The organism is Escherichia sp. HH091_1A (assembly GCF_030295175.1).
GTDB classification, from domain to species: Bacteria; Pseudomonadota; Gammaproteobacteria; order Enterobacterales; family Enterobacteriaceae; genus Escherichia; species Escherichia coli_F.
The window spans coordinates 3,523,155-3,538,606 of record NZ_AP025747.1 but is presented as its reverse complement, the minus strand read 5'-3'; the positions used below and the strand labels follow the sequence as shown (position 1 = coordinate 3,538,606).

Below are 15,452 nucleotides of genomic sequence, written 5' to 3'. Positions count from 1 at the left end.
GGCTTGATGCACCGATCGTGACGCAAAATTCACTTTGATACAAGGAGAGTGCTAACCATCAGAATTATCTGGATATCCTGGCGAAGCCGCGTAAGTAACATATGCTAAATAGTGTTAGGCGTTAATTTTAGCCTGTTAATCAATACTATTAAGATTTATTAATCGCTTTAAGGAGAAGATGATGAAAAAGACTGCCGCAATTATTTCTGCCTGTATGCTGACTTTTGCCCTGAGCGCCTGTTCCGGTTCGAACTATGTGATGCACACCAATGACGGACGTACCATCGTCTCTGACGGCAAACCACAGACTGATAACGATACCGGTATGATTTCGTATAAAGACGCTAATGGCAACAAACAGCAGATCAACCGTACCGACGTGAAAGAGATGGTCGAACTGGATCAGTAATTCGCGATCGCAAGGTAAAAAAAAGCACCGCAATTAGGCGGTGCTACATTAATCACTATGGACAGACAGGGTAAATGTACAGGAAGTGAAAAAAGGTAGCTTTGCTACCATGGTCTGAATCGCAGACCAATTGCAAACACAACAACACAACATCACAACCGTAAGCCAAAAGTTCACCAGAACACGCATTCCGATAAAACTTTTCGTTCCGGCTCAGGAAGTGCCGCCACTATAGGTATTTGCTGGTAGAAGCTCAACGGACAATTTATAATGGCTCAGATTAAAAAAACTAATAGGTTACACAGTGTGATCTAATTGTTAAATTCATTTAACATCAAAGTTTAAAAGCCATGTCTAAACGATTACCACCGCTAAATGCCTTACGAGTTTTTGATGCCGCAGCACGCCATTTAAGTTTCACTCGCGCAGCAGAAGAGCTTTTTGTGACTCAGGCCGCAGTAAGTCATCAAATCAAGTCTCTTGAGGATTTTCTGGGGCTAAAACTGTTCCGCCGCCGTAATCGTTCACTCCTGCTGACCGAGGAAGGGCAAAGCTATTTCCTCGATATCAAAGAGATATTTTCGCAATTAACCGAAGCGACACGTAAACTCCAGGCCCGTAGCGCCAAGGGGGCGTTGACGGTCAGTTTACTCCCCAGTTTCGCCATTCATTGGTTGGTTCCACGACTTTCCAGCTTTAATTCAGCTTATCCGGGAATTGACGTTCGCATCCAGGCGGTTGATCGTCAGGAAGATAAGCTGGCGGATGATGTTGACGTGGCGATATTCTATGGTCGGGGCAACTGGCCGGGGCTACGGGTGGAAAAACTTTACGCCGAATATTTATTGCCGGTGTGTTCGCCGCTACTGCTGACAGGCTATAAACCCTTGAAGACCCCGGAAGACTTGGCTAAACATACGTTATTACATGATGCGTCTCGCCGTGACTGGCAGACATATACTCGCCAATTGGGGTTAAATCATATCAACGTTCAGCAAGGACCAATATTTAGTCATAGCGCCATGGTGCTGCAAGCGGCTATCCACGGGCAGGGAGTGGCGCTGGCGAATAACGTGATGGCGCAATCTGAAATTGAAGCCGGACGTCTTGTTTGCCCGTTTAATGATGTTCTGGTTAGTAAAAATGCTTTTTATCTGGTTTGTCATGACAGTCAGGCAGAACTGGGTAAAATAGCCGCCTTTCGTCAATGGATCCTGGCGAAAGCCGCTGCTGAACAAGAAAAATTCCGCTTTCGTTATGAACAATAATTTACGTAGGGTACGACCATGACCAGCCGTTTTATGCTGATTTTTGCCGCCATTAGCGGCTTCATTTTTGTGGCTCTGGGCGCTTTTGGCGCGCATGTGTTAAGTAAAACCATGGGGGCCGTTGAGATGGGCTGGATCCAGACCGGCCTCGAATACCAGGCGTTCCATACGCTGGCGATCTTAGGTCTGGCGGTGGCAATGCAGCGTCGCATCAGTATCTGGTTTTACTGGAGTAGCGTTTTCCTTGCGTTAGGCACGGTGCTGTTCAGCGGCAGCCTTTATTGCCTGGCGCTGTCCCATCTGCGTTTGTGGGCATTTGTCACACCGGTTGGCGGCGTGAGCTTCCTCGCGGGCTGGGCGTTAATGTTAGTTGGTGCTATCCGTTTAAAGCGCAAGGGCGTAAGTCATGAATAAGGTTGTATTGCTGTGCCGTCCGGGCTTTGAAAAAGAGTGCGCCGCAGAAATTACCGATAAAGCCGGCCAGCGGGAAATTTTCGGTTTTGCCCGCGTGAAAGAGAATGCGGGTTATGTCATTTATGAATGTTATCAACCTGATGATGGCGATAAGTTAATCCGTGAGCTGCCGTTCAGTTCATTAATTTTTGCCCGCCAGTGGTTTGTGGTCGGGGAACTCCTGCAGCATTTGCCGCCAGAAGATCGTATTACCCCCATTGTCGGCATGTTACAGGGCGTAGTAGAGAAGGGCGGTGAACTGCGTGTTGAAGTTGCCGATACCAACGAAAGCAAAGAGTTGCTGAAATTCTGCCGTAAATTCACCGTGCCGCTACGCGCTGCCTTGCGCGATGCCGGGGTGCTGGCGAACTATGAAACGCCGAAGCGTCCGGTTGTGCATGTATTCTTTATTGCACCAGGTTGCTGCTATACCGGTTACTCATACAGCAACAATAATTCGCCGTTCTATATGGGCATTCCGCGCCTGAAATTTCCGGCAGATGCGCCGAGTCGTTCCACGCTCAAACTGGAAGAGGCATTTCATGTGTTTATTCCGGCGGATGAGTGGGATGAACGCCTGGCGAACGGGATGTGGGCGGTGGATTTAGGCGCTTGCCCAGGCGGCTGGACCTACCAACTGGTGAAGCGCAACATGTGGGTTTATTCCGTCGACAACGGCCCGATGGCGCAAAGTCTGATGGATACCGGGCAGGTGACGTGGCTGCGGGAAGACGGTTTCAAATTCCGTCCGACACGCAGCAATATCTCCTGGATGGTATGCGATATGGTTGAAAAACCGGCGAAAGTTGCGGCATTGATGGCGCAGTGGCTGGTTAATGGCTGGTGCCGTGAAACCATTTTCAACCTCAAACTGCCGATGAAAAAACGCTACGAAGAAGTGTCACATAATCTGGCGTATATTCAGGCACAGCTTGATGAACATGGCATAAATGCTCAGATTCAGGCGCGACAGTTGTATCACGATCGTGAAGAAGTGACGGTGCATGTCCGCCGTATCTGGGCTGCGGTGGGAGGCCGTCGCGACGAGCGATAACTAACAAGGCCGGGGCGTCGTCTCCGGCCTGCTACCCTTTCCGTCAGGCTGTTACCAAAGAAGCCGCAACCTGGCGCTCATCAGAAATAATGTGCGTGACCTCATCCAGATGCCCGATGCGGGCTTCCCCTGAACGATTAAATTTACTTTTATCAATCAATAACAACGATTGCGCGGCACGTTTTAATAGCATCGATTTGTAATCAGCGTTGATGGCATTGGAGTCCCACAGTGCACCGCTGCTATCGATCCCTTCACAAGAAAAAATAAACAGATCGATTTCCAGCGATTTAAGTTGGGAAATCAGCGAGGGATTGACGTAACAGCCATATTTACGCTCAAGTGTGCCGCCGGAACTGATCAGTTGAATGCGTTCACGTTTACCGAGTTCATGGCAAATCGGATGGCTATTGGTGAAGACCTGGATGTTGATGTCAGGCAACTGGCGTGCCAGATACCAGCAGGTTGAACTGGCGTCTAAGGCTATCACCATCCCTTCTTCAATCCACGCGAGCGCCTCGCGCGCGATATCTGCTTTATGCGCATAATGGCTTTTCAGCCGGATGTGAAAGGGATCGCCACTGTCTTGATTTTGACGGTGGATATATTTAGCGCGCCCATGATTGCGCAGAATTTTACCCTGCGTCTGTAATTCATTGAGATCGCGACGAATGGTTTCTTTACTGACCTTTAGCTGTTCAGAGAGCGCTTCCGTGGTCAGGCTGGTATGGTTCAGCAGCAGGTCGACTATCGCTTGCTGGCGTGCCGCTTTCATATTTTTCACCCCATCATTCGATAACCGCCCGCGTCATGCGGGCGTACCGGTATGAGATTACGGTGTTACCCCTTTTTTTAAAAGAATATTCCCGTACTTCGCTCGTTCGCCTGTGATAACGATCGCAAAGGCTTTTTGCGCCCGTTCATAAAACGCAAAACGATTGATGCGGATGATGTCAGGACAGGGGGCTTGTAGTGAAAGCGCATTTCGATAACGTCGTTCTACTTCAGGATCGAGAGTGTCACCTTCTACCGCCGCCATCATCACCAGCGGCGGTGCATAACTGTCCAGTTCAAATAACGGGATTATCGCCTGGAGCAAGTCGCTCACCAACAGGCCATCAGCGCGGATCACCTGCGGTCCCATCGAATGGGCGGGAAAGTGAGCATCGGAAAAAATAATTTCATCTCCATGTCCCATCTCTGCCAGCACTTTCAATAGTTCGGGAGAAATTAACGGCGAAATTGTTTTCAGCATTTCACACTTCCTCTATAAATTCAGGTTCAGTTTGCGGGTAGAAATAACGGTACTGATAATGAATCTGCGCGCGAGCTTCTTCCGGGCTGTTAAATTCCCCTACGCCATACCAACCGAACAGCGCAGCTCCTGCGACGGTCGTTTCGGCGTCGTCGAGAACTTTTACCGGAATATCAAGCATATTGGCTTTAATCTGATTCCACAATGTGTTGCGACTTCCTCCACCTACTAACAATAATTCAGAGGCTTTAAAGTGCCCGATTTTTTCCAGCATCTGTAGATTGCGCTGTAATTGCGCGGTTAACCCTTCCAGCGCCGCGCGATAGAAATGTCCGCGCGTGGTATTGAGCGTCACTCCTTGCCAGCCAGCGTTCTGACACGACAATAAATCACACTGCATTTTCACACCATCCGTACCCGGGGGGATCAGACGAGCTTCATCAATCAACATTTGCCAGGGCGTTTCAGTAGTCCAGAACAGTTTTCTCACCCATTCCAGCACGCCGGATGCCAGCCATTGCATACCGGGGTTATACAATCCTGCCTGGCTATCCAGTTCGCAGGTGGAACCGGCGTACTGACTTAGCAGTGAAGTATCAACCTGCGTACTGCGGACCATTAAAATTTCCCAGGTACCGGAAGAGAGCACGGGTTCATTTTGTTCGGCACCAGCACCAAAAAGGGCGAACTGGGTATCGTGACCTGCAGAAATTACCGGTATGCCAACGGGTAAGCCGAGCATTGCTGCGGCGCTGTTCTGTAGCGTACCAATCTGTTCACCCGCTTCCACCAGACGAGGGAAGAGTCGGCGTGGAATACCGGTGGCTTGTAAAATTTGCGGACTGAAATCGCGTTGCTGGATATCCAGCATCTGGCTGGTTCCGGCCATCGTGATATCAGTAGTGAATTCGTCGGTTAAACGGTGGTTAATCAGCGACGAAATAAAGAGCCAGGCGTGCGCGCGTTCCAGCAGTTGTGGATGATTTTCTTTCAACCACACCAATTTATATAACGTATTGAAACTAAAGGCTCCGACGCCAGAAATAGCCTGCAACTGCTGTGCGGAGATCAACCGTTCAATATTGTCCATTACCGCTGCTGTTCGCGGACATTTCCAGCTAATGATCGGATAGAGTAAATCGCCTTGCTTATCTACCAGAGCGCCATCCACACCAAAGGTGGTGACGGCGATACCGCGGATGTGGCATTCAGTCAGTTCACTATTGATTTGCCGACAGCAATCAGCAAAGCGTTGCAAAATGGCGTCTAAAGACCACTGGTGCCAGGTGTTGTTTTCCATCGCGATATCGCTGGCATTAGGCGTTGAGGCGCGGGCAACAATTTTTCCCTGCCGATTTACTGCGATGGCCCTGACATTGGTCGCGCCACAGTCGAGTACCAGGATAACTTCTTGTTTCATAATCGCTCCTGCAATATAGCCGGATAACATTGTTTATCCGGCTAACCACTCTTGCTTGTTCAGGCCCGATAGCCGGAGCGACCGGGCATCACATCAGGGAGTAATGTATTAACGCTTGTACAACGGGCCGTAGTTCTGGCAAGCGCGGTAATCCTGGCCTTCAATATCCATGCCGTGCGCGGCCCAGGCAGAAGGACGATACACTTTGGTCTCTTCAACGTTGTGCATACATACCGGGATACGCAGCATGGAGGCGAGAGTGATAAAGTCTGCGCCAACGTGGCCGATGGTCAGAACCCCGTGGTTAGCGCCCCAGTTCGCCATTACCGAGTACACATCCGTAAACGGCCCTTTACCGGTGAGGCGCGGTGCAAACCAGGTGGTTGGCCAGGTTGAGTTGGTGCGTTTGTTGAGGATGTCATGCACATCCTTCGGTAACTCAACGCTCCAGCCTTCCGCGATTTGCAGTACCGGGCCCAGGCCTTTGATGATGTTGACACGGGTCATGGTGAACGGGACACCGCCTTCAGTAAGGAAGCGGGAAGAGTAACCACCGCCACGGAAATATTCGTGGATAGCCGGGCACCATTCGGTCGCGGCGAGGCAAGCGTCAGCCTCTTGCTGAGAGATTTCCCAGTGCGGCTTCATCGTCGGTTTACCTTCGCTGTCGCGTTGTTTACAGGATCCGTCCAGCGCAGCAGAACCGGAGTTGATCAAGTGGATGATGCCGTGTTCTGCCAGTCCGTCCAGTTTATGCCCCGTTACACGCTCAATTGCTTCTGGTGACCAGTAGGTACGCACATCGGCAAATACCTGAGCGGTGCCGGTGAGCTGGTGGCCCATTAGCATTGCCACGCCGTTAAGACTGTCGTTTTCGGTCGCCACGACAAAGGGTTCGCGTACGCCATTCCAGTCAAATGAACTGTTGAGGATCGCTTCGGCGGTGTCGCCATTTGGATATTGATCGGTCCAGTGACGTTGCCCCTGGAAGCCCGCAGCGATGGCGTTGTAACCAAGAGATTCTTCCACGCGACCAATATCGGCCAGTTTGCTGTTGCCTTGCATCATGTCGCGGATACACATCGCCATCAGTAAACTTTCGCGTAGAACTGCGCGGCTTTGCTCGGCATTGCGTTGATACTGTTTGTTATTTTCATCTTCGCCATAGCGGAAGTTTTTATCAGCCCAGGCCAGCGCCATTTCCAGTTCTGCTTCGTCGTAAATCTTCTGATCAATACGGCGACGCAGTTCGGTCATATCCACCGCCTGGACTTTCATTCCCAGCCAGGATTCAAAGAAGTTGTGGTCAACGATGGAACCGGCGATCCCCATCGAAACGCCGCCCAGCGACAGATAGCTTTTACCTTTCATACTGGCGACTGCCAAACCGGCGCGGGCAAAGCGCAGCAGTTTTTCTTCAACGTCGGCAGGAATCGATGTGTCATCGGCATCCTGAACGTCATGACCGTAAATGGAGAATGCCGGGATACCTTTCTGACTGTGAGCTGCCAGAGCTGCGGCGAGGTAAACAGCGCCTGGGCGTTCAGTGCCGTTAAAGCCCCAAATGGCTTTCGGGCGGGTAGGGTCCATGTCAATGGTTTCACTGCCATAGCACCAGCAAGGCGTTACCGTAATGGTGAGGCCTACATTCTGGCTGCTGAATTTTTCTTCGCAAGCAGCAGCTTCAGCCATACCCGCGATACAGGTATCGGAAATGACACACTCGACGGCAGCTCCGCAGGCATGGCGCAGTTTCTCGGTCAGCAGTGCGGCCGTGGCTTTCGCCATATTCATTGTTTGTTCTTCAAGCGACTCACGAACACCCATGCGACGACCGTCAATAACCGGGCGGATACCAATTTTCGGTAAGCTGATTTTTTTCATTACAGATTCCTCACTTTATTCGGAAAATATGTTCAGTTAGTTGCCGTTTGAGAACGGAAACGGGCAAAGATAAAGATGACCGCGAAGCAGAGTGCGGGGATCAGTTCGGCTGTGGGGATGTTGCCCGCCGCGTCACTGACAAAACCCATGACCGGAGTGACAATACCGCCGCCAATAATGGTCATAACGATGAAGGACGAGCCGTATTTGGTGTCCTGGCCGAGATTCTTAATGCCCAGCGAGAAGATTGTTGGGTACTGAATCGACATAAAGGCGCTGCATAAAGTCAGGGCTATTAAACCCACATGACCGCCAGCGAAGGCTGAGATCAGGCACAGTGCCATAGCGATTAATGCGTAGGCTGCCAGGACTTTGTGTGGTGCGAAGCGACTGATGAGCCAGGTGCCGGTGAAACGACCAATAAAGAAGCACACCATGGTTCCGGTTAAATAGTTAGCGGCAAAGCCTGCGGTCATACCTGGAATTTCTTCTACAGCGTAGCGAATCAAATAGCTCCAGCAGGCCGTTTGCGCGCCGACGTAGCAGAATTGCGCTAATACTGCCCAGCGCCAGTGGCGAATACGCGCCAGGCGAGAAAGCGATGCGGAGAACGATCCTTGTTTGGCGTCACTGTGATTATCACTCTGCAATGCCGGGAATTTCGTCAGCATGATCAGCAGGGCGACCAGTAACACGATAGCCACGATGATCATATAAGGTGTCTGTACCGATAATACCAGGCTGTGTTTATACGCACTCAATTGCTCTGGTGACATTTTATCGAGAACATCTTGCGATTGATGTGGCACGTTAGACAAAATAAGACTTTGCCCAAAGACAACCGCAATAATTGCGCCAAATGAGTTAAATGTTTGCGCAAGATTTAAGCGAAAGTGACCGCTGCTTTCTGGTCCTAATACCGTAACGAAAGGGTTTGCGGCAGTTTCCAGACAACCTAATCCGGCTGCAATAATAAATAGGCCAATTAAAAATAAGGTGTAGTTCATTATTTCTGCGGCGGGCCAGAATAATGCAGCGCCGAAGGCATATAAAAACAATCCGGTAATAATCCCTGCTTTATAACTGAGTTTTTTCATCAATATCCCGGCAGGGATTGGGATAATGAAATAACCAAAGTAAAAGGCCGATTGGATCAGACCTGCCTGAAAGTTTGTCAGCGTAAAAGCCTGCTGAAATTGAGGCAATAAAATGTCGTTAAGGTTATTGGCTACCGCCCAAAGAAAAAACAGTGAGCACAGCAGCGCGAATGGAATAATGTAACTTCTGCTTTGCCCTGCATCTTTATCTACCGCACGGTAACTCTGCGTTTGTATTGATGTGTTTCCCATAGCATCCTCTTAGGTTCAGAAGCTTAAGCACGTAATCGGTTATGTTTTCAAAAGTGCAAAACCAGCGAGTTCGGGCTTCATATCAGTGAATATTTGCCTGTCAGAAATGAACTCATGGATTCATTTTCAAATAAAAAACGCTCTGTAATATGACGACGGTCACACTTATTAGCTGGGAGGTGACTTTATGTGACTACCATCACTTTAATAATCGAAATTTCATGCCCGTTTCAGAAAATAAATCATAAAAAACACAAACCCGATGACCGTATTAATTGTTTGTGCCGAAAACGGGCATTTCTGGCGATGGGAAATGGAAAAATGACCGTTTTGATAAATATTTTTAAGAGCGGTCATTTTTAATAGGGTTATGAGAAGAGAACTTGCAGTTATTTACTGTGATTAGTTGAACCAGGTCACAAAATATAAGCTTGTGAATTTCTTTCTGGTTAATCAGGAAGAAGATGGTGGGTAATTAAACGGCTAATTCAATAGTGTGAAAGGAACAACATTATTGCCCTGTTTTGAATCAGAGAGAGGTAGCTAATGGAACGAAATAAACTTGCTCGTCAGATTATTGACACTTGCCTGGAAATGACCCGCTTGGGACTGAACCAGGGGACAGCGGGTAACGTCAGTGTACGTTATCAGGATGGGATGCTGATTACGCCTACGGGCATTCCGTATGAAAAACTGACGGAGTCGCATATTGTCTTTATTGATGGCAACGGTAAACATGAGGAAGGAAAGCTTCCCTCAAGCGAATGGCGTTTCCATATGGCGGCCTATCAAAGCAGACCGGATGCCAACGCGGTTGTTCACAATCATGCCGTTCATTGCACGGCAGTTTCCATTCTTAACCGACCGATCCCTGCTATTCACTACATGATTGCGGCGGCTGGTGGTAATTCTATTCCTTGCGCGCCTTATGCGACCTTTGGAACTCGGGAACTTTCTGAACATGTTGCGCTGGCTCTCAAAAACCGTAAGGCAACTTTGTTACAACATCATGGGCTTATCGCTTGTGAGGTGAATCTGGAGAAAGCGTTATGGCTGGCGCATGAGGTTGAAGTGCTGGCGCAGATTTACCTGACGACCCTGGCGATTACGGACCCGGTGCCAGTGCTGAGCGATGAAGAGATTGCCGTAGTGCTGGAGAAATTCAAAACCTACGGGTTACGGATTGAAGAGTAATTTCGTAAAGCAACAAGGAGAAGGATGATGGCTAACAGAATGATTCTGAACGAAACGGCATGGTTTGGTCGGGGGGCTGTTGGGGTTTTAACCGATGAGGTGAAACGCCGTGGTTATCAGAAGGCGCTGATCGTCACCGATAAAACGCTGGTGCAATGCGGCGTGGTGGCGAAAGTGACCGATAAGATGGATGCTGCAGGGCTGGCATGGGCGATTTACGACGGCGTAGTGCCCAACCCAACAATTACTGTCGTCAAAGAAGGGCTCGGTGTATTCCAGAGTAGCGGCGCGGATTACCTGATCGCTATTGGTGGTGGTTCTCCACAGGATACTTGTAAAGCGATTGGCATTATCAGCAACAACCCGGAGTTTGCCGATGTGCGTAGCCTGGAAGGACTTTCCCCGACCAATAAACCCAGTGTACCGATTCTGGCAATCCCCACCACAGCAGGCACTGCGGCAGAAGTGACCATTAACTACGTGATCACTGACGAAGAAAAACGGCGCAAGTTTGTTTGCGTTGATCCGCATGATATCCCGCAGGTGGCATTTATTGACGCTGACATGATGGATGGTATGCCGCCTGCGCTGAAAGCCGCGACGGGTGTCGATGCGCTCACTCATGCTATTGAGGGGTATATTACTCGTGGTGCGTGGGCGTTAACCGATGCGCTGCACATTAAAGCGATTGAAATTATTGCTGGGGCGCTACGAGGATCGGTTGCTGGTGATAAGGATGCCGGAGAAGAAATGGCGCTCGGGCAGTATGTTGCGGGTATGGGCTTCTCGAATGTTGGGTTAGGGCTGGTGCATGGTATGGCGCATCCGCTGGGCGCGTTTTACAACACGCCACACGGTGTTGCGAACGCCATCTTGTTACCGCATGTCATGCGTTATAACGCCGATTTTACCGGCGAGAAGTACCGTGATATCGCGCGCGTTATGGGCGTGAAAGTGGAAGGTATTAGCCTGGAAGAGGCACGTAATGCCGCTGTTGAAGCGGTATTTGCTCTCAACCGTGATGTCGGTATTCCGCCACATTTGCGTGATGTTGGTGTACGCAAGGAAGACATTCCGGCACTGGCGCAGGCGGCTCTGGACGATGTTTGTACCGGTGGCAACCCGCGTGAAGCAACGCTTGAGGATATTGTAGCGCTTTACCATACCGCCTGGTAATTGCGCTGATGTGACGATGCCGGATGCGACGTTTGCGCCGTATCCGGCACGCCGTTACCGTACCAACCGCAATTGCTGTAAATTGCCGTCGATATGCAAATCAGTCTGTAAGCGGGCAATATCGCGGCACAGAAATGCCATCTCTTTATACATTTCTAATTTTTTGCGCCACTTTTCGGCAACCGCGTCCAGATTTTCATATATCCCTTCCAGGTTTTGATATTCGACCAGCAGCTGCGTAGCGCTTTTTGGCCCGATCCCCGCAACGCCTGGCACCTTTGAACTGCTGATCCCCGCCAGCCCCCAGTAATCGGGTAACTGCTGCGGTTGAACGCCAAATTCTTTATCAATAAATGGTGCATCCAGCCAACGTTTCTGGAAGTAATCACGAATACGTAATGTAGGTGAAAGTAACTGGCAGTAGCCTTTATCTGTCGAAACAATAGTTGCCTGATGCCCGGCCTGAGTTACTTTGACCGCCAGCGTGGCGGCTAAGTCATCGGCTTCGTTGCCGCTGGCTGACCAGCACGGGACGCCTCGTTGCTCAAAGGCGGCGCGTAATGCAGGCATTTCGTTGTGCAACTCTTCCGGCATTGGTGGTCGACCCGCTTTGTAATCTGGTAAACGCTGATGACGCCAGCCGCTACTGCGGTTTTCATCATCAAAAACGGCGACCGCGTGGGTTGGCTGGCTGTGCATAATGAGCTGATCGAGCGCGTGCTGGCAGGTTTCGACACAAGGCGACCCCTGAACGGCATGAATGCGACGGATAAGATTCAGTGCATCGACAATAAGCAAATGAACAGCCACGATAACCCCCTTAAAGATCAGGTGATAAGGGTAACATTCACTACTGGAAGAGGCTACGGCTGGATGAGAAAACGGGAAGAGGCCTCGCAAATCGAGGCCTCTGGAGAGCGATTAATCGCAGGCAACAATCTTCATCGCCAGGCCACCACGAGAGGTTTCGCGGTACTTGGCATTCATATCTTTACCTGTTTCGTACATGGTTTCGATAACTTTATCGAGGCAGACACGTGGTTCGCTGGTACGGCGTAGCGCCATACGTGCAGCGTTCACCGCTTTTACTGCCGCAATGGCGTTACGCTCAATGCACGGTACCTGAACTTGTCCAGCAACCGGGTCACAAGTCAGACCGAGGTTGTGTTCCATGGCGATTTCCGCCGCGATGCACACCTGCGCCGGGCTTGCGCCTAACAGTTCTGCCAGACCAGCTGCCGCCATAGAGCACGCCACGCCAACTTCACCCTGGCAACCCACTTCGGCACCAGAAATCGAGGCGTTCATCTTATAAAGAGAACCAATCGCGCTTGCTACCAGCAGGTAACGAGCCAGTGAGTTAGCGTTCACTTCGCGGATAAACTTGTCGTAGTACGCCAGCACTGCCGGGATAATCCCGCACGCACCGTTAGTCGGCGCAGTCACCACGCGACCGCCCGCAGCGTTCTCTTCGTTCACTGCCAGCGCAAACATGTTGATCCAGTCAACAACTGCCATCGGATCAGTGGTGGTTTTATCCTGGCTAACCAGCATCCGGCGCAGTGCCGCAGCGCGGCGTGGAACGCGCAGTTTGCCTGGCAACACGCCTTCGGTGGCAATACCGCGCTCAATACCGCCACGCATTACTTCCCAGACGTTCGCCAGGTGCTGTTCCAGTTCTTCTTTGCTGTGCAGCGCCAGCTCGTTTTTCATCATTAGACCAGAGAGTGACAGCCCGGTCTCCTGACAATGTTTTTGAAGATCGGCAGCGGAACTGTACGGATAAGGAACTTCAACCGGTGCGCTATCCTGCTGACCAAAATGTTCTTCATCAACGATAAAGCCACCGCCGATAGAGTAGTAAGTCTGACTGTAAACGACTTTATCGCCCGCCAGCGCGGTAATGCGCATGCCGTTTTCATGCAGAGAAAGGTTATCGGCATGGAAGTTCATGCACTGATCAACCGGGAACTCCACTTCGTGCTGACCGTTTGCCAACATCAGGCGACCATGAGTATTCACATCCTGAATAAAACCAGGGATGGAATCGATATCCACGGTATCCGGCAAATTACCCGCCAGGCCCATAATAATGGCAATGTCAGTGTGGTGGCCTTTACCTGTCAGAGAGAGTGAACCGTACACGTCCACCACAACACGGGTGACATCTTTCAGCAGGTTACGGGCAATCAGATCATCGGTAAATTGTTTACCCGCTTTCATTGGTCCAACGGTATGGGAACTGGAAGGGCCAATGCCGATTTTGAAAATATCGAATACGCTAATCATAGGAAATACATCGCGTTAAAACGGAGGAAGCGCCGCCCGAAAGCGGCGCGAAAGGACTTAGCTGAACAGAGAGTAGAAGATTGCGGAGATTGCAATCAGACCCATCACGACAACGAATACGTTGCTGATGTGACCGCTGTATTTACGCATTGCCGGTACTTTCTGAATTGCGTACATCGGCATCAGGAACAGGATCATCGCGATGATTGGGCCGCCCAGGGTTTCAATCATACCCAGGATGCTCGGGTTCAGGGTGGCAACAATCCAGGTCGTTACCAGCATGAACAGCGCAGTGATACGGTTCAGCTTGTTGATTTCTATAGACTTACCTTTACCACGCAGAGATTTAATCACCATACCGTTGAAGCCTTCACGTGCGCCCAGGTAGTGGCCGAGGAAGGATTTGGTGATAGCGATAATCGCGATAATCGGAGCCATCCACGCGATAACCGGTGCGTTAAAGTGGTTAGCCAGGTAAGACAGAATCGAGATGTTCTGCTCTTTAGCCGCAGCCAGGTCTGCCGGAGTCAGGCTCAGTACACAGCTGAAGACGAAGAACATTACGGTCAGCACCATCATGATGTGTGCGAATGCCAGGATCTTCGAGCATTTCTGTTCTGCCATATCGCCGTACTCTTCACGCTTCGCAACGGCGAAAGAAGAGATGATCGGAGAGTGGTTGAACGAGAACACCATGACCGGAATCGCCAGCCACAGGGTCATCCACAGACCGTTGCCGGTTGCCGATGCAGTGTCCTGAGACAGCGTTTCCAGTGCTGCGCCGTTCCACTGCGGGATCAGGTACAGAGCCAGCAGCATCAGTACACCAACAAACGGGAATACCAGAATACTCATCGCCTTCACGATCATCTGCTCACCGAAGCGAACAATGGTCATCATACCCACAATCAGGATCAGAGACAGAATCGCACGCGGCGGCGGCGTCATACCCAGCTGGTGAGACATGAAGCTTTCAACCGTGTTGGTGATTGCCACACTGTAAACCAGCAGGATCGGGTAGATAGCAAAGAAGTAGAGCAGGGTAATCAGTTTACCTGCACCAATACCAAAGTGTTCTTCTACAACCTCGGTGATGTCTTCGCCTGGGTTTTTACCAGACAGTACGAAGCGAGTCAGGCCGCGGTGAGCAAAAAACGTCATCGGGAACGCAAGGATAGCCATGATGATCAGCGGGATCATACCGCCAACACCGGCGTTGATTGGCAGGAACAGCACGCCCGCGCCGATTGCCGTGCCGTAAAGGCCCAGCATCCACATGGTGTCTGTCTTGCGCCATGCACTACGTGAGTCTTTCGACACAATCGTGCTGGTTTGAGTCGTTTCCATCAATTTCTCCTGGAGGAATGCAAATAATTCAGCTTTTAGCCAGTTCAGCCCGGGAAGGTGCCTGACCGTAAAAATGAAATCTGTCTATCGGCGATGGCTTAATCATTTTCCGCCGTAATAATTTGAGGGCGGAAAGATACACACAAGTTATGTATCTATCAGTGATCTTGATCTCAAATACAATAATCTACTTGGAAGATAGATAATCTCAACGCTTTACTCTGTAAATCAAAAGTAAAAGAGAATTTAAGGGCAATATTTGCCCATTAAACGACATCTGACCTCTTCCGGGGCGCGCAATATATGTAGGTTGAGCTGAAAAAATCAATACTTTTAGTGAATAATTGGGATAAT

General features: G+C 50.2%; 14 protein-coding genes. 6 read left to right on the top strand and 8 right to left on the bottom strand.

Annotated elements, in window-relative coordinates; genetic code table 11:
• The first annotated feature begins 181 nt into the window (after positions 1–181).
• The 4 genes from QUF14_RS17845 (at position 182) to rlmM (ending at position 3,184) form a co-directional block, all read left to right on the top strand.
• Complete coding sequence (locus tag QUF14_RS17845) at positions 182–409, top strand: YgdI/YgdR family lipoprotein (RefSeq protein WP_000750398.1); 228 nt, start codon at positions 182–184, stop codon at positions 407–409.
• A gap of 350 nt (positions 410–759) precedes the next feature.
• Positions 760–1,677, top strand: a complete 918-nt coding sequence (gene gcvA, locus QUF14_RS17840) for a glycine cleavage system transcriptional regulator GcvA (RefSeq protein ID WP_000044406.1) — start codon at positions 760–762, stop codon at positions 1,675–1,677.
• A gap of 18 nt (positions 1,678–1,695) precedes the next feature.
• Positions 1,696–2,091: a DUF423 domain-containing protein gene (locus QUF14_RS17835; protein WP_000203905.1), complete on the top strand. Its 396-nt coding sequence runs from the start codon at positions 1,696–1,698 to the stop codon at positions 2,089–2,091.
• Positions 2,084–3,184, top strand: coding sequence for a 23S rRNA (cytidine(2498)-2'-O)-methyltransferase RlmM (gene rlmM, locus QUF14_RS17830; RefSeq protein ID WP_001045520.1), 1,101 nt, complete (start codon positions 2,084–2,086; stop codon positions 3,182–3,184). The genes QUF14_RS17835 and rlmM overlap by 8 nt, the downstream gene beginning before the upstream one ends.
• Positions 3,185–3,227: 43 nt before the next feature.
• Here the strand turns inward: rlmM and fucR are convergent, their stop codons facing one another.
• The 5 genes from fucR to fucP form a co-directional block, all read right to left on the bottom strand.
• Complete coding sequence (fucR, locus tag QUF14_RS17825) at positions 3,228–3,959, bottom strand: L-fucose operon activator (protein ID WP_001308912.1); 732 nt, start codon at positions 3,957–3,959, stop codon at positions 3,228–3,230.
• 57 nt (positions 3,960–4,016) lie between these two features.
• Positions 4,017–4,439, bottom strand: coding sequence for an L-fucose mutarotase (gene fucU, locus QUF14_RS17820; protein WP_000920840.1), 423 nt, complete (start codon positions 4,437–4,439; stop codon positions 4,017–4,019).
• Position 4,440: 1 nt separating this feature from the next.
• A complete protein-coding gene (gene fucK / locus QUF14_RS17815) occupies positions 4,441–5,859 on the bottom strand; it encodes an L-fuculokinase (RefSeq protein ID WP_000808365.1) in 1,419 nt (472 codons plus the stop codon).
• A gap of 108 nt (positions 5,860–5,967) precedes the next feature.
• On the bottom strand, positions 5,968–7,743 hold the full coding sequence (gene fucI / locus QUF14_RS17810; RefSeq protein WP_000724148.1) for an L-fucose isomerase: 1,776 nt from the start codon (positions 7,741–7,743) through the stop codon (positions 5,968–5,970).
• Between the two features lie 32 nt (positions 7,744–7,775).
• Positions 7,776–9,092 carry an L-fucose:H+ symporter permease gene (fucP, locus tag QUF14_RS17805; protein ID WP_000528581.1) on the bottom strand — a complete coding sequence of 439 codons (1,317 nt, stop codon included), beginning with the start codon at positions 9,090–9,092 and terminating at the stop codon, positions 7,776–7,778.
• 546 nt (positions 9,093–9,638) lie between these two features.
• On the opposite strand from fucP, the gene fucA reads away from it, so the two are divergent.
• Positions 9,639–10,286 (top strand): L-fuculose-phosphate aldolase, encoded by a 648-nt coding sequence (fucA, locus tag QUF14_RS17800; RefSeq protein WP_286333074.1) that lies wholly within the window; start codon positions 9,639–9,641, stop codon positions 10,284–10,286.
• Positions 10,287–10,313: 27 nt separating this feature from the next.
• Entirely contained in the window at positions 10,314–11,462 is a 1,149-nt protein-coding gene (fucO, locus tag QUF14_RS17795; RefSeq protein WP_000013607.1) for a lactaldehyde reductase, read from the top strand.
• 54 nt (positions 11,463–11,516) lie between these two features.
• Here fucO and xni read toward each other — a convergent pair whose 3' ends face one another.
• The 3 genes from xni to sdaC all read right to left on the bottom strand — a co-directional run bounded on the left by xni (position 11,517) and on the right by sdaC (position 15,098).
• Entirely contained in the window at positions 11,517–12,272 is a 756-nt protein-coding gene (xni, locus tag QUF14_RS17790) for a flap endonuclease Xni (protein ID WP_024211949.1), read from the bottom strand.
• Between the two features lie 111 nt (positions 12,273–12,383).
• On the bottom strand, positions 12,384–13,751 hold the full coding sequence (sdaB, locus tag QUF14_RS17785; RefSeq protein WP_000626401.1) for an L-serine ammonia-lyase II: 1,368 nt from the start codon (positions 13,749–13,751) through the stop codon (positions 12,384–12,386).
• A 57-nt stretch (positions 13,752–13,808) separates the two neighbouring features.
• Positions 13,809–15,098, bottom strand: coding sequence for an HAAAP family serine/threonine permease SdaC (gene sdaC / locus QUF14_RS17780; RefSeq protein WP_286333073.1), 1,290 nt, complete (start codon positions 15,096–15,098; stop codon positions 13,809–13,811).
• Between the last annotated feature and the right edge of the window lie 354 nt (positions 15,099–15,452).